The following is a 14,739-nucleotide window of genomic DNA, read 5'->3' on the forward strand; positions in this document are numbered from 1 at the left end:
GATGCCCGAATTTTTAAAACAGTGTCAAATAAGCATTACACTTCAACTGCAAGTGCAACCGCTTCACCACCACCAATACATAATGAAGCGATGCCTTTTGATAAGCCGCGATTACGCAATGCATGGATAAGTGTTACTAAAATACGTGCACCACTTGCGCCAATAGGGTGACCTAACGCGCATGCACCACCATTGACATTAACTTTATTGGTATCTAGCCCCATTTCATTAATGGCTAGCATAGTAACCATGGCAAACGCTTCGTTAATTTCCCATAAGTCAACATCGGCTTTATTCCAGCCAGTGCGTTCGAGTAGCGTATTCATTGCGCCAACAGGTGCCAATGTGAATTCTTCTGGCGCTTGTGAATGCGTTGCATGTGCTGCGATTTTACACAGAGGGGTTAAACCTTGACGCTGAGCTTCTGATTCACTCATTAAAATTAAAGCTGCTGCACCGTCAGAGATTGAAGATGAATTGGCTGCGGTGATCGTGCCATCTTTTTTGAACGCAGGACGTAACCCAGGAATTTTATCTGGACGCGCATTGCCAGGCTGTTCATCAATGTTCACTTCAACATCACCTTTGCGAGTACGAAGCGTATGTGCTGCAACTTCTGCATCAAAACTGCCATTCTCAATTGCAGCATTCGCTTTACTGAGTGACCCTAATGCAAACTCATCCATATGCTCACGCGTAATGCCATACTGATCTGCTGTATCTTGTGCAAAGCAACCCATGGCTTTATTGTCATACGCATCTTCTAAACCATCGGACATCATATGATCTTTAATTTCGCCGTGCCCCATGCGCATTCCGCCACGTGCTTTTGGAATGAAATACGGTGAATTGGTCATGCTTTCCATGCCGCCCGCAATAGCAGATGAAATACTGCCCGCTTTGATTAGGTCGTGAGCAAGCATGGCCGCTTTTAAGCCTGAACCACATACTTTATTAATTGTTGTTGCGCCTGTTGAACGCGCGAGGCCGCCATGTAACATTGCCTGACGAGCAGGCGCTTGCCCTAGCCCAGCAGGTAGTACACATCCCATGATCACTTCGTCTATTGAGGCATCTGATAGTCCTGTTTCAGACATCACACTTTTTATCGCAGTTGCGCCTAATTCAGTAGCACTTGCGCCAGATAAAGCGCCCATAAAGCCACCCATTGGGGTACGTTTTGCAGCTACGATGACAACAGCATCATTACTCATTTTTTGCTCCTATTAACAAGCGCTCTCGCTTGAACAATAAATTTTATATTTCGAGCATACATAATATTTACGTTTACGCCAACGTAAATCTAAAAACTTGCGACATGCGTTCGCTTAAACTGTAAAGTTATGTTGCACACTATCCTTGCCAAACACGTAATTTCCTTGCCACAGCTTCATTTTTTTCTCTGAGCTTATCTATTTACAACCACTACCAAAGTATGATTTGAATGTTCAGCTTTACCTTTACGTAAACTTCACTTATATTGGTTTTAACAGTATAGATGTAAATGTGTAAACACCATGCAAGATAACAACAATGAACCTACTTTTTCTATTAGTGATTTAGCTAAGGAATTTGACATTACCACGCGAAGTATTCGCTTTTATGAAGATCAGGGATTACTTTCTCCTGAACGTCATGGCCAAACACGTATTTACTCCAAACGTGACAAAGTTCGCCTAAAGCTCATCCTGCGTGGCAAACGATTAGGGTTTACGCTTGCCGAAACAGGCCGTTTATTCGAGCTATACGACGCAGACAAGTCTAGCGCAAAACAGTTAGTTACCATGTTGAATTTAATTGAAGAGAAAAAAGCCGATTTAAGTCAACAAATGGATGATATTAAAGTTGTATTGATGGAATTAGTGACCGCAGAACGTCGCTGCCGCGATACCTTAGGAAATTTAGAAGAATAACTCTCACAGGATTATTAATATGAGCACCGTATCTTTATACAAAGAAATGAATTTTGGATTAGGCGAAACTGCAGACATGATCCGCGACCATGTCAATGGCTTTGCCGCAGCAGAGATTGCCCCTCTCGCTGAAAAAACTGACCTAGATAATAGCTTTCCAAATCAATTGTGGCCGCAATTTGGCGAAATGGGATTACTTGGGATCACAGTGCCAGAAGAATTCGGCGGTGCAGGCATGGGATACCTGGAGCATGTTATTGCGATGGAAGAGATCAGCCGAGCAAGTGCTTCTATTGGATTGAGTTATGGGGCGCACTCTAACCTATGCGTGAATCAAATAAACCGTAATGGTAATGACGCACAAAAGCAAAAGTACCTTCCTAAACTTATCAGTGGCGAACATATCGGCGCACTGGCGATGAGTGAACCAAATGCTGGCTCTGATGTTGTCTCTATGAAATTGAAAGCGCAAAAGCAAGGTGATAAATACATCCTTAATGGTAATAAGATGTGGATCACCAACGGTCCAGATGCAGATGTATTAGTTATCTATGCAAAAACAGACTTAGATGCAGGTTCTAAGGGCATCACAGCATTTTTAGTCGAAAAAGACTTTCCTGGATTCTCTACAGCACAAAAGCTCGACAAACTCGGGATGCGTGGCTCAAATACCTGCGAATTAGTGTTTGAAAATTGCGAAGTCCCTGAAGAAAATATTTTAGGGGGATTAAATGAGGGCGTAAAAGTACTTATGAGCGGCCTAGATTATGAACGTGTTGTACTTGCAGCAGGGCCGTTAGGCATTATGCAAGCATGTATGGACATCGTCACCCCTTACATTCATGAACGCCAACAATTTAATAAATCCATCGGTGAGTTTCAGCTTATTCAGGGCAAGGTAGCTGATATGTATACGCAAATGAATGCAGCACGTTCCTATGTATACACTGTGGCTCGCTCATGTGACCGTGGTGAAACGACTCGTAAAGATGCAGCGGGTGCGATTTTATATGCCGCAGAGCTAGCCACTAAAATGGCACTCGATGCCATCCAAATTCTTGGTGGCAACGGCTATATCAACGAATATGCGACAGGTCGATTACTGCGTGATGCCAAGCTCTATGAGATTGGCGCGGGAACTTCAGAAATACGACGCATGCTAATTGGTCGTGAATTATTTACTGAAAGCCGTTAAGGATAAAGCTATGACTGTACTTAACTCTTCAGTTAACCCACACGACAGTCAGTTTAAAGCCAACAGCGATGCAATGGCGTCGCTGGTGAGCGATTTAAACGACAAAGTGTCTATTCTTTCTCAAGGCGGTGGTGAAGCACTGATCGCTCGTCACCAAGGACGCGGAAAACTCTTTGTTCGTGACCGAATTGATACCCTGCTTGATGAAGGCTCGCCCTTTTTAGAGATCTCTCAGTTCGCGGCGTTTGCCGTGTACGAGCAAGACATTCCCTGCGCCGGCGTGGTAGCGGGTATAGGCCGAGTCAAAGGTGTCGAGTGTATGATTGTCGCCAATGACGCTACAGTTAAAGGTGGGACCTATTTTCCAATCACAGTGAAAAAACATTTACGAGCACAAGAAATTGCTGAACGCTGTCACCTGCCCTGCATTTATCTGGTTGATTCTGGTGGCGCAAACTTACCAGAGCAAGACGAGGTATTCCCTGACAAATTGCATTTTGGTCGAATTTTTTATAACCAAGCACGTATGTCAGCAAAAGGGATCCCACAAATTGCAGTCGTTATGGGGCTGTGTACTGCCGGTGGCGCATATGTGCCTGCAATGGCTGATGAGAGTATTATCGTTAAAGAACAAGGCACCATATTTTTAGCGGGTCCTCCATTGGTCAAAGCTGCAACAGGCGAAGAGGTCAGCGCAGAGGATTTAGGCGGTGCGGATGTGCACTGTAAAACATCAGGTGTGGCAGATCATTACGCTGAAAATGATGAACATGCGCTATCAATTGCCCGACAATGTATTCAACGGACTAATCACCAACGTCCTACAAAGCCTATTTTACAAGACGTCAAACCGCCACGTTACGATATTCGTGAAGTGTACGGCATTGTTGGCACTGATCTTAAAAAGCCATTTGACGTACGTGAAGTCATTGCTCGAATTGTTGATGATTCTCAATTTGACGAGTTCAAACGCTATTTTGGTGAAACCCTTGTAACTGGCTTTGCACAAATATACGGCCATCCGGTTGGGATAGTCGCAAATAACGGTATTTTGTTTTCTGAGTCAGCCCAAAAAGGCGCCCACTTTATTCAATTGTGTGCACAACGCGATATCCCGCTGCTCTTTTTACAAAACATCACGGGCTTTATGGTTGGCCAGAAATACGAAGCTGAGGGCATAGCCAAACACGGCGCTAAAATGGTAACCGCCGTATCCTGTGCAGATGTACCTAAATTCACTGTATTAATAGGTGGTTCGTATGGCGCGGGTAACTACGGTATGTGTGGCAGAGCGTACGAGCCAACTATGATGTGGATGTGGCCAAATGCACGAATTTCAGTCATGGGCGGAGAGCAAGCGGCGGGTGTATTAACACAAGTACGCCAAGATGGCTTAGCACGAAAAGGGCAAAGCATGAGCGAAGACGAAGTGGCTGAGTTTAAAAAGCCCATCGTCGAGCAATACGAAAAGCAAGGTCACCCCTATTACGCCAGTGCACGATTATGGGATGACGGCATCATCGACCCGGCAGATACTCGTACCGTACTTGGTTTAGCACTTGATGCGGCAGCAAATGCGCCGCGTGTAGAGTCTAAATTCGGTATTTTCAGAATGTAATGGGAGCAGAGAATGTCAGTCACTTTAACCATAACAAAAACACAGGTGGCGATTTTAGAATTAAGTCGCCCAGAAAAACACAATGCATTTGATGATGTCGTTATCGGCGAATTGATCAAATGTATTGAGCATGCAAATTCGTTAGATATTCGTGCGTTAGTATTGAAAACCGAAGGTAAGCACTTTTCCGCAGGAGCTGATCTGGGCTGGATGAAATCCATGGCCGGAAATAACTTTGATGAAAATGTTGCAGACTCTGAACAACTTGCAAAGTTGATGTATGTTTTAGCTAACTGCCCTCACCCGACACTTTGCTTGGTGCAAGGCGCAGCTTTTGGTGGTGCACTGGGCCTGATCGCCTGCTGTGATATTGCCGTTGCAACCGACAAAGCTAAGTTTTGTTTAAGTGAAGTGAAGCTTGGGTTGATCCCTGCAGTGATAAGCCCCTATGTGATAAAAGCGATTGGCGAACGTCAAGCTAGGCGCTACTTTCTTACCGCCGAAATATTTACCGCAGATATAGCACTTGATATGGGGCTAATACACGAAATTAGTGATGATTTGGCGCAAAGTGAAGCACACTTTTTAGCATGCTTGCTCAATAATGGTCCACAGGCTGTAAAGTCTGCCAAAACACTCATTAATGAGGTTGCCCATAACCCAGTCAACGACACGCTAATCGCGCATACAGCTAAACGCATTGCACAAATACGAGTCAGTGCTGAAGGACAAGAAGGCCTCAGTGCTTTTTTTGAAAAGCGCGCACCAGCTTGGCAACACGCCGCCAAACAATAAGGGACCTATCATGCTTAAAAAAATTCTGATCGCAAACCGTGGCGAAATCGCATGCCGTATTATAAAAACAGCGAAACGTCTTGGTTTAAAAACAGTGGCGGTATATTCAGATGCCGATGCAAATGCATTGCATGTCCGCAGTGCTGACGAAGCTTACCATATAGGCCCTGCACCCAGTAAGGATTCATACCTAGTCGCTGATAAAATCCTTAGCGTCGCCAAACAAGCGAATGCCGATTGTGTTCACCCAGGCTATGGCTTTTTATCGGAAAATGATCATTTTGCCAATGCCTGTGAACAAGCCGGTATTGCTTTTATTGGCCCATTAGCCAGTTCAATTGAGGCCATGGGGTCAAAAACCCGCGCCAAAGAAATTATGGCACAAGCCAATGTGCCATTGGTGCCAGGTTATTATGGCCAAAAACAAGAAACCACTTTCTTAGCCAGTGAAGCTGATAAAATTGGCTACCCTGTTTTAATTAAAGCAGCGTACGGCGGCGGCGGTAAAGGTATGCGTGTTGTACGTGAAGCCCATGAATTTACCATCGCCCTTGAAGGTGCCCAGCGAGAAGCGCTAGCTGGATTTGGTAATGACTTGGTTCTGCTTGAGCGTTACGTTGATACACCACGTCATGTTGAAGTCCAAGTATTTGCCGATAATCATGGTAATTGCGTGTATTTAGGTGATAGAGACTGTTCTTTACAGCGTCGTCACCAAAAAGTCATTGAAGAAGCCCCTGCTCCGGGTCTCAGTGACGCATTACGACAAGCGATGGGAGAAGCTGCTGTACGATGTGCCCAGGCAATTAATTATCGTGGCGCTGGAACAGTGGAATTTTTATTATGTGGTGAAGAATTTTTCTTTATGGAAATGAACACCCGCTTACAAGTAGAGCACCCTGTCACAGAAATGGTAACCGGGCTCGACTTAGTTGAGTGGCAAATTCGTGTCGCGAATAATCAAGTATTGCCATTGACGCAAAATCAAGTAAGTTTGTCAGGCCATAGCTTTGAAGCACGTATTTACGCAGAAGATCCGACTGAAAACTTCATGCCTTATTCTGGCACTCTGAGCTATTTATCGTTCCCAGTAGAGCGTGATGGCGTGCGAATCGACACAGGCGTGGTAGCAGGCAGCGAAATCAGCTCTTTTTACGACCCGATGATAGCCAAACTCATTGTCCACGCACCAGAACGTTCAATTGCATTACTTAAATTACACCATGCTTTAGAAGAAGTTCACTTAGCTGGTGTCAAAAGTAACATCGCGTTTTTACACCACTTATCTAGCCACCCTACTTTGACGGCTGGTGCACCCGACACCCATTTTATCGACAGCCAAACGGACGTTTTAACCCAGCAAACTTTACCTTTAACCGAATTATTGGCTTTAGCAACCGCTGCATACACACAGCATAGGCAACAGGCTAATGTAACAACGCCATGGCATGCTGGGAATGCCTTTAGGCTCAACCAAAAAAATACGCTTTCAGTGCCATTTGCAGAATATGATGTGAAGGTCGAGCTTAATGATGAACGATACACAGTGCGCATATTGCGTGAAACCTATAACGTATCAGCCGAACTACAGAACACCCATCTCAGGGCTGAAATTGATGGCAAACAATATAACGCCAGCGTGTTAGTCAATGAAGACGCTGTCACTGTTATGTTCGGCGCAATAGCGCATCGCTTTGAACTTAAGTCTAAACACTTCATCAGTGAGCACGAACACGAAGCTGCCCCGCTCGCAGCGCCGCTTAATGGTACTGTTGTGAAACATTTACAAAAATTAGGAAGCCAAGTACAAAAAGGCGACCCTATTGTTGTCATTGAAGCCATGAAAATGGAGTACACATTGAATGCACCATTTGCTGGTACGCTTGGGAGCTACTGCTTTGCAGAAGGTGAACTCGTTAGCCATGGTGCCATGCTCGCTATTGTTGAACCTGAGGAGAAATAACCAGATGGCTTACCCTAGCAAGGTTAAAATTGTCGAGGTAGGTGCCCGAGATGGCCTCCAAAATGAAGCATCAGTGTCAACTACCGACAAAATAGCGCTGATCAATGCGTTAAGTGATGCAGGTTTGAAGCACATTGAAGCAGGCGCATTTGTTTCCCCTAAATGGGTGCCGCAAATGGCAGATTCACTCGCGGTGATAAATGGCGTCTCGGTTGCTCAAGATGTTTCACTCAGTGCACTCACACCTAACCTCAAAGGTGCCGAGGCTGCATTAACAGCGGACATCAAAGAATTTGCAATATTTACCGCTGCCAGTGAAAGTTTCACCAACAAGAATATCAATTGTTCAATCAACGATAGTATTGATCGCTTTAAAAGCGTACTTGAATTGGCAAAGCAGCATGATGTCAAAGTTCGTGGTTACGTGAGCTGTGTATTGGGCTGCCCCTATGAGGGGGATATTGAGCCAGAAGCTGTTTTGCGCGTATGTAAACAATTGTTGGCTCTTGGCTGCTACGAAATTAGCTTGGGTGATACCGTTGGCGTGGGTACCCCAAACAAGGTCAAAGCACTTATCAGTCTATTACTGCAACATATCCCTGCGGACAAGCTGGCCGTGCATTTCCATGATACCTATGGCCAAGCATTAGCGAACATTCATAGTGCATTGGAGCTTGGGGTCTCGACCATTGACAGTGCTGTTGCTGGACTCGGTGGCTGCCCCTATGCACAAGGTGCGTCAGGAAATGTTGCCACTGAGGATGTAATTTACTTGCTTCAAGGGCTTGGCATTGACACCCAAATTGATTTAGAAAGGCTAGCAAAAGCTGGATGGACAATTTGTCGTGCGCTAAATAAACCTCCTGTTAGTAAGGTTTCTTTAGCATTGCAAGCTAAATGTTCTTCGTAATAACAACACAGTGTTGACGCTAATCTGAGCGATAGAGGTCACACTGAAGATATAACAACAATTTAGGAGTGGGCTAATGGCCGGTTTCGATAAAGTAGTAAACAGCTACGCCGAAGCGATGGAAGGCATCAAAGATGGCGATACCATCATTGCAGGTGGTTTTGGACTATGTGGTATTCCTGAGGGCTTAATTAACGAGATTAAGCGTAAAAAGACCCAAGACCTTACCGTCGTATCTAACAACTGTGGTGTTGATGATTTCGGTTTAGGCGTTTTATTGCATGACCGTCAAATTAAGAAAATTGTTGCATCATATGTCGGTGAGAATGCGTTATTTGAGCAACAGTTACTGGATGGCATTATTGACGTTGAACTTACCCCACAGGGCACATTAGCAGAAAAAATGCGTGCAGGTGGAGCTGGGATCCCAGGTTTTTATACCGCCACTGGCTATGGCACTCCTGTCGCGGAAGGTAAAGAAGTTAAAGAGTTTAATGGTCGCCCCTATATTCTTGAAGAATCAATCACTGGTGAGTTTGCGATTATTAAAGCGTGGAAAGCAGACCGCTACGGTAACCTTGTATTTCGTCACACAGCAATGAACTTTAATCCAATGGCTGCGACAGCAGGAAAAATCACCGTTGTTGAAGTAGAAGAAATCGTAGAACCAGGTGAATTAGAGCCTAGTCAAATTCATACCCCTGGTATTTATGTCAACCGCGTTATCAAAGGTAACTTTGAAAAGCGCATTGAACGTGTCACGACGAGTAAGTAAGGAGAATTAATAATGGCTTTATCACGTGAACAAGTTGCAATGCGTGTTGCACAAGAACTAAAAGATGGTTATTACGTTAATCTGGGTATTGGTATTCCTACGCTTGTAGCCAATTTCGTACCTAAAGGTATTGAGGTCATGCTGCAATCAGAAAACGGTCTTTTAGGCATGGGTCCGTACCCTACTGAAGACCAAGTTGACGCAGATATGATCAACGCGGGTAAAGAAACCGTGACAGCAGCCACAGGTGCGGCTATTTTTAATAGTGCAGAAAGTTTTGCCATGATCCGTGGTGGTCATGTAGACTTAACGGTTCTAGGTGCATTTGAAGTTGATCAACAAGGCAATATCGCGTCTTGGATGATCCCGAAAAAATTAATTAAAGGTATGGGTGGTGCGATGGATCTCGTCGCTGGTGCACAAAATATCATTGTGACCATGACCCATGCTAGCAAGCACGGCGACTCTAAGTTACTAGAGACCTGCTCACTGCCACTGACTGGCGTGAACTGTGTTAAAAAGATAGTAACTGACTTAGCCGTACTTGAAGTAAAAGATGGCGCGTTTTATTTGTTAGAACGTGCCCCTGGTGTTAGTGTTGATGAAATTATAAGCAAAACAGCAGGCAAACTCATTGTTGAAGGTGATATTCCTGAAATGCAGTTTGCCGAGTAATCGACTTACCAGAGCTTATTTAATGTACCGACCTCATTCCCAGTGCTTAAAGCGCTGAGTTACCCAAAACCCCTCGTTAGAGGGGTTTTTTTTATGTTACAACTTATTTATTCGCAACAAAATCTAATACCGTTGCATTTATACAGTACCTGTCAGACCCTCCAGGACCCTCATTTGCAAATACGTGACCTAAATGAATACCACTTGATTTAGAACGAATTTCAGTACGCTTCATGCCATAACTATTATCTTCATGGTAAGTGACACTGCCCTTTACTGGGTACTTAAACGATAACCAGCCAGTACCTGAATTAAAACGATCTTTGGTATTAAAAAGTGCTGCACCACTGAGTTTATCTATGAAAACCCCGTCAGCCGTATTTTTAAACAAGTCATACTCTTTACAAAACGGACGATCAGTCCCTTTCTGGAAGGCAATAGAATAAGCTTCACTGTCACCCAATTTAAATGCCCCTAACGCTTTATAAAATCGAGGCTTATCCATAAAACCTTGATGACCAAATACTTCTTTGCCATCGTCCATGAATAAAATCGTTGGGGTCGCCCATGTTGCCGATTTAACTTTTAACCCTCGCAATTCATCGGCATATCTAAAGTGCACAGGAATATCACCTTGATAATCGTTTAGCACAGTCTTCTTTAGCTTTTCACAGTAAGGGCAATAATTTTTTGAATCGATAACAACGATATGCTTACCACTCAGTATCCCCTTGTTATCACGGGTTTCTCGTTCAACAGGCGCAAATACAACCCCCGTAGAATGATCTGGACAATAGCCATTGGGGTTTTTAACCAAATAATTCTGGTGATACTCTTCAGCGGGGTAAAATTTTCCCAATGGTTTAATTTTTGTCTGTATTTTTCCATAGCCATTTTTAGACAGTAAACCTTGATAAGTCGCCTTTAATGTAAACGCCATTTTTTGCTGTTCAGGCTCACTAAACAAAATAGTCGAACGGTACTGGGTGCCAATATCATTCCCCTGTCGGTTTTTCTGAGTTGGGTCGTGACTTTCAAAGTAGCTTTGTAACAGTGTTTGAGTGGTTAAAATATTGGCGTTATACGTTACTTTAACCACCTCTGCATAATTATGCTCATCAAACTGTCGTGCACGTTTGGTTATTTCCTTATAACTTGCTTTAAAGCCCGTACCATCAGCATAACCAGATTCAGCATCAATTACCCCTTGCATGGCCTCGTAGCGCTTCTCCGCTCCCCAAAAGCACCCAGAGCCTAGAACCAACGTCTTCACATGCATACTCGCCTGTTCAGGCTGTGGCATTGGCATATCACCAGCATATCCAGAAAACGAACTCACCAAAAATATGGCAGTCAACAGCGGCTTCTTTAAACTATTCGACATCAAATATAACCTTTTAAAAGTTTTTGACTGACTTAATTAGCTCAGTACACACATTCATTGCTCTGCTTACATAGACCTTAGTACAGCACTTTTGATTTCAATTACCGCAATAAATTACGCACATCTAACCAACAAAGTTCAATTTAAATTACCTATATTCGTCACATAACAACCGTAACTGAGCTTTGTAAAATGGCAGTTCAACGACTATTAGTTACCTGTATTCAATTTTTGATGTAAAAACTCTGCAGTTTTCTTACTTAGGATTTATCATGAAACTTTTTTCTTCTATGAGTGCAGTTACACTCGCTGTAATGAGCACGAGTAATGCCTTCGCCGCTGATTTCAATTTCACGTCAAAACTCGCAAAAGGCGATGCACTTGTCGTTTTTCAAAATGTCGATAGCGATGCAAATCTTAAGTTTCTTGACCGAGATACTCGTAAACAATTGCAGCGCGCAATAAAAACAGACGCGTTTACCGGTAAATATGGCAAAACAGTTGACGTACTCGCGCCCGTAGACAGCAAGTATTCTCGTATCGTTGTGGTTGGGTTAGGCCAAAGCAGTGAGTTAACAGCAGCTAAAATGGCTAAACTTGGTGGTAATATTCACGCGAAGCTAGAAGCAAAAAAAATAGCCAATGTGTCACTTGCATTTGAGTCTGTGCAAAGTGATGTGGAAAATAGTGAGCTTGCTGCACAATTTGCACATGGTGCCAACCTTCGCGACTATACATTTGAAGTCTACAAAAAAGAACCACAAGCATTTAATGTAACTTATAACATTGATGTTGCAGACAAAAAGCAAACTATTAAACGCTATCAAGAACTTGCTAATATTGAACAAGGGGTGTTTTTAGCTCGCGATTTGACGTCTGAAATTGCAACAGAAATGACACCGGTTGATTTTGCACTAGAAGCAAAGTCACTCGAAAAGCTGGGCGTTAAAATTACCATCTTAGAGCCTGCACAATTGAAAGAACTTGGCATGGGCGCACTTGAAGGTGTCGGTCGTGGTAGTAAAGAAGGAGCACGTCTTATTGTTGCTCACTACGAAGGTAATAAAGACACACCTATCGCCCTTGTAGGTAAAGGGATCACCTTTGATTCAGGTGGTTATAGCCTCAAAAAAGGCCCTTCAATCGCGCGTATGAAATCAGATATGGCGGGCGCGGCGGCAGTACTTGGTACAATCAAAGCAATCGCGTTAAATAAAGCCGATGTTAATGTTGTTGCTGTGATGGGTATGGCTGCTAATATGGTCTCTCGCTACTCTATCGCACCAGGTGACGTACTGCGCACAGCTGAAGGACATAGCGTAGAAGTCGTTAACACTGACGCCGAAGGCCGTTTAGTATTAAGCGATGCAATGTGGTACGCACGTAAACACTTTAAGCCAGAAATAATGGTTGATGTTGCCACGTTAACTGGATCTAAGATTCGCGCCGTAGGTAATCGCTATTCAGCTATCTTTTCAGAAGACGATGTCCTAGTTGAGCAAATGACACTCGCTGGTAAGCAAGTTAACGAACAAGTATGGCGCTTACCTTTGGGCTATAAAGATACACTTTCTTCAGATATAGCAGACTTCACTAACCTAGGTTCAAGCGGACCGGGGGCCACAACTGCAGCTACTTTCCTTCAACAATTTGCTGGCGATACACGTTGGCTACACATTGACATTGCAGGTAATGCATTATCGAGTAAAGCCAAAGGAGAAGTACCTGTCGGTGGCACAGGTTACGGTGTTCGCCTGCTGAGCGAGTGGTTATTAAAAAACCATAAATAGCATTTGACTGCCGCTGTATTTAAACCAAAAGCACACTTTATATAATTTAAAAACCATGCACTGCATGGTTTTTTTATACTTGTTAATTACAAATTAGATATACTAGCAACAATAATAAAAAGTATATTGGAGACTGGATGATTGATCCGCATTGCTACTTATTGGGGGAGCAAGCCATTGTCTTTATGCTCGAAACTGACACCCCTTCAACAAGTGAACAACGGCGTTTATTTACCTTGACGTCTAAATTAATGAATATTGATGCGTTTTTTGATGTTGTACCAACAAAGTCCTCTGTGACAGTCTATTTGAAGCGTCCTCAAGATTATCAAGTATGGATAAATCAGATCATTCGCTTGTGGGATGAATGTGAGTTAGCCAGCTTTACGCCTAACAGGCACCGCTTTGAAGTAACGTATGGGGGCCAATTTGGACCAGATCTCACTGACCTTGCCAACAGCCTTTCATTATCTGAACACAACATCATTGAACTTCATACATCTGTAACATATCAGGTAGAATTTATTGGCTTTTTACCGGGTTTTGGTTATTTGGGAACCTTGCCAAAAGCGCTGCAAGTGCCGAGAAAGTCGACCCCTAGAACAAGTGTACCCAAGGGCTCTGTTGCCATTGCACAGGAGCTTACTGCGATATATCCAAGTAACTCCCCTGGCGGTTGGCACTTAATTGGCTTATGTAACACGCCTTTATTTGATCCTACTCTTAAACAGCCAAGCTTATTGCTGCCAGGCGATCAGGTTCAATTTATCCCAGCAAAGGACAGTGTATGCTCAAAGTAATTAAACAAGGTGTGCTATGCAGTATTCAAGATGCAGGGCGTCATGGCTATCGACATTTAGGTGTTGGGCAATCGGGCGCACTAGACCCAACAGCACTCAAACTGGCTAATTTATTAGTCAATAATAACATCAATGATCCCGTTATTGAGATCACCATTGGTCTTGCAGAGTTTGAATTCAGCGCATCAACTAACTTCTCAATAACGGGCGGTGACTTACGAGCGAAACTGAATAGCAGTCCACTATATCCCGGCTGGCGATATTTTGCTAAGCCTGGAGATAAACTCTCATTTGCTACCAACCACAGCGCACAGCGTGCCTATTTGGCCATTCAAGGTGGCTTTGCCATTGAAGAGCTACTAAATGCGAAATCAACCGATATTCAAGCACAGTTTGGTGGGTTTTCTGGCCGAGCGCTTATAGCGGGTGACGAGCTCTCTTTTCCCTGCAATAAAGTCGCCCTTAAGCACCTTGGCGCTAAACAACCAGAATACGCTAATGAAGTAAGAGTACTCAAAGGGCCCCATTGTGATAAGCTGCCAAAGGGGGCTTTTGAGCACTTTTTACAAACTGAGTGGCTGATCAGTGAAATGCATAGCCGCATGGGTTCGCGGTTAACGGCAAATCAAACCATTAAGCACAATGCAACAATCTCGAGCCAAGCTGTTCACCCTGGAGTAGTCCAACTTCCCCCTAACGGGCACCCAATTGTGTTGCTCAATGACTGTCAAACAACTGGAGGCTACCCCATTATTGCATCGGTGATCAGTGCAGACCTGCGTTTATTTAGTCAATTAGGCAGTAAACAAAAATGTAAGTTTAGTAGCGTCAGTGTTTCGCAAGCTCACCAAGCTATGAATAAATTAAACTCACACTTAGCGCAATTTGCGTTAGCGAATAATAACAATATAGAGCAGTAGT

Annotated in this window: 13 protein-coding genes; 11 read left to right on the forward strand and 2 right to left on the reverse strand. The window is 43.8% G+C overall.

Features of this window, described 5'->3' with window-relative positions; genetic code table 11:
- Nucleotides 1-35: 35 nt before the first annotated feature.
- Complete coding sequence (locus tag PCIT_RS03725) at nucleotides 36-1,214, reverse strand: thiolase family protein (protein WP_010363180.1); 1,179 nt, start codon at nucleotides 1,212-1,214, stop codon at nucleotides 36-38.
- 303 nt (nucleotides 1,215-1,517) lie between these two features.
- On the opposite strand from PCIT_RS03725, the gene PCIT_RS03730 reads away from it, so the two are divergent.
- From PCIT_RS03730 to PCIT_RS03765, 8 genes are all read left to right on the forward strand, one after another.
- Nucleotides 1,518-1,913: a MerR family transcriptional regulator gene (locus tag PCIT_RS03730; RefSeq protein ID WP_010363179.1), complete on the forward strand. Its 396-nt coding sequence runs from the start codon at nucleotides 1,518-1,520 to the stop codon at nucleotides 1,911-1,913.
- Between the two features lie 19 nt (nucleotides 1,914-1,932).
- Nucleotides 1,933-3,108 (forward strand): isovaleryl-CoA dehydrogenase, encoded by a 1,176-nt coding sequence (locus tag PCIT_RS03735; RefSeq protein ID WP_040697705.1) that lies wholly within the window; start codon nucleotides 1,933-1,935, stop codon nucleotides 3,106-3,108.
- Nucleotides 3,109-3,118: 10 nt separating this feature from the next.
- Complete coding sequence (locus tag PCIT_RS03740) at nucleotides 3,119-4,726, forward strand: carboxyl transferase domain-containing protein (RefSeq protein ID WP_010363177.1); 1,608 nt, start codon at nucleotides 3,119-3,121, stop codon at nucleotides 4,724-4,726.
- Nucleotides 4,727-4,738: 12 nt separating this feature from the next.
- On the forward strand, nucleotides 4,739-5,521 hold the full coding sequence (locus tag PCIT_RS03745; RefSeq protein ID WP_010363176.1) for an enoyl-CoA hydratase-related protein: 783 nt from the start codon (nucleotides 4,739-4,741) through the stop codon (nucleotides 5,519-5,521).
- Between the two features lie 10 nt (nucleotides 5,522-5,531).
- Nucleotides 5,532-7,484: an acetyl/propionyl/methylcrotonyl-CoA carboxylase subunit alpha gene (locus PCIT_RS03750; RefSeq protein ID WP_010363174.1), complete on the forward strand. Its 1,953-nt coding sequence runs from the start codon at nucleotides 5,532-5,534 to the stop codon at nucleotides 7,482-7,484.
- A gap of 4 nt (nucleotides 7,485-7,488) precedes the next feature.
- On the forward strand, nucleotides 7,489-8,394 hold the full coding sequence (locus PCIT_RS03755; protein WP_010363169.1) for a hydroxymethylglutaryl-CoA lyase: 906 nt from the start codon (nucleotides 7,489-7,491) through the stop codon (nucleotides 8,392-8,394).
- 76 nt (nucleotides 8,395-8,470) lie between these two features.
- Nucleotides 8,471-9,169, forward strand: a complete 699-nt coding sequence (locus PCIT_RS03760) for a CoA transferase subunit A (RefSeq protein WP_010363168.1) — start codon at nucleotides 8,471-8,473, stop codon at nucleotides 9,167-9,169.
- Between the two features lie 12 nt (nucleotides 9,170-9,181).
- A complete protein-coding gene (locus PCIT_RS03765) occupies nucleotides 9,182-9,844 on the forward strand; it encodes a 3-oxoacid CoA-transferase subunit B (protein ID WP_010363165.1) in 663 nt (220 codons plus the stop codon).
- A 103-nt stretch (nucleotides 9,845-9,947) separates the two neighbouring features.
- Here the strand turns inward: PCIT_RS03765 and msrA are convergent, their stop codons facing one another.
- Nucleotides 9,948-11,228, reverse strand: coding sequence for a peptide-methionine (S)-S-oxide reductase MsrA (gene msrA, locus PCIT_RS03770; RefSeq protein ID WP_010363162.1), 1,281 nt, complete (start codon nucleotides 11,226-11,228; stop codon nucleotides 9,948-9,950).
- Nucleotides 11,229-11,500: 272 nt separating this feature from the next.
- Between msrA and PCIT_RS03775 the strand changes: the two genes are divergently transcribed.
- The 3 genes from PCIT_RS03775 (at nucleotide 11,501) to PCIT_RS03785 (ending at nucleotide 14,738) form a co-directional block, all read left to right on the forward strand.
- Entirely contained in the window at nucleotides 11,501-13,018 is a 1,518-nt protein-coding gene (locus PCIT_RS03775; protein WP_010363160.1) for a leucyl aminopeptidase, read from the forward strand.
- Nucleotides 13,019-13,155: 137 nt separating this feature from the next.
- Nucleotides 13,156-13,818 (forward strand): 5-oxoprolinase subunit PxpB, encoded by a 663-nt coding sequence (pxpB, locus tag PCIT_RS03780; RefSeq protein ID WP_010363159.1) that lies wholly within the window; start codon nucleotides 13,156-13,158, stop codon nucleotides 13,816-13,818.
- A complete protein-coding gene (locus PCIT_RS03785; RefSeq protein WP_010363157.1) occupies nucleotides 13,806-14,738 on the forward strand; it encodes a 5-oxoprolinase subunit C family protein in 933 nt (310 codons plus the stop codon). Before pxpB ends, PCIT_RS03785 begins: the two co-directional genes overlap by 13 nt.
- Nucleotide 14,739 lies beyond the last annotated feature (1 nt).

The organism is Pseudoalteromonas citrea, from assembly GCF_000238375.3.
Taxonomy (GTDB): domain Bacteria; phylum Pseudomonadota; class Gammaproteobacteria; order Enterobacterales; family Alteromonadaceae; genus Pseudoalteromonas; species Pseudoalteromonas citrea.

Excerpts from the sequence above, each read along its gene's own strand:
- PCIT_RS03725 (WP_010363180.1), bottom strand. The coding sequence starts at position 1,214 with ATGAGTAATGATGCTGTTGTCATCGTAGCTGCAAAACGTACCCCAATG.
- PCIT_RS03730 (WP_010363179.1), top strand. The coding sequence starts at position 1,518 with ATGCAAGATAACAACAATGAACCTACTTTTTCTATTAGTGATTTAGCT.
- PCIT_RS03735 (WP_040697705.1), top strand. The coding sequence starts at position 1,933 with ATGAGCACCGTATCTTTATACAAAGAAATGAATTTTGGATTAGGCGAA.
- PCIT_RS03740 (WP_010363177.1), top strand. The coding sequence starts at position 3,119 with ATGACTGTACTTAACTCTTCAGTTAACCCACACGACAGTCAGTTTAAA.
- PCIT_RS03745 (WP_010363176.1), top strand. The coding sequence starts at position 4,739 with ATGTCAGTCACTTTAACCATAACAAAAACACAGGTGGCGATTTTAGAA.
- PCIT_RS03750 (WP_010363174.1), top strand. The coding sequence starts at position 5,532 with ATGCTTAAAAAAATTCTGATCGCAAACCGTGGCGAAATCGCATGCCGT.
- PCIT_RS03755 (WP_010363169.1), top strand. The coding sequence starts at position 7,489 with ATGGCTTACCCTAGCAAGGTTAAAATTGTCGAGGTAGGTGCCCGAGAT.
- PCIT_RS03760 (WP_010363168.1), top strand. The coding sequence starts at position 8,471 with ATGGCCGGTTTCGATAAAGTAGTAAACAGCTACGCCGAAGCGATGGAA.
- PCIT_RS03765 (WP_010363165.1), top strand. The coding sequence starts at position 9,182 with ATGGCTTTATCACGTGAACAAGTTGCAATGCGTGTTGCACAAGAACTA.
- msrA (WP_010363162.1), bottom strand. The coding sequence starts at position 11,228 with ATGTCGAATAGTTTAAAGAAGCCGCTGTTGACTGCCATATTTTTGGTG.
- PCIT_RS03775 (WP_010363160.1), top strand. The coding sequence starts at position 11,501 with ATGAAACTTTTTTCTTCTATGAGTGCAGTTACACTCGCTGTAATGAGC.
- pxpB (WP_010363159.1), top strand. The coding sequence starts at position 13,156 with ATGATTGATCCGCATTGCTACTTATTGGGGGAGCAAGCCATTGTCTTT.
- PCIT_RS03785 (WP_010363157.1), top strand. The coding sequence starts at position 13,806 with ATGCTCAAAGTAATTAAACAAGGTGTGCTATGCAGTATTCAAGATGCA.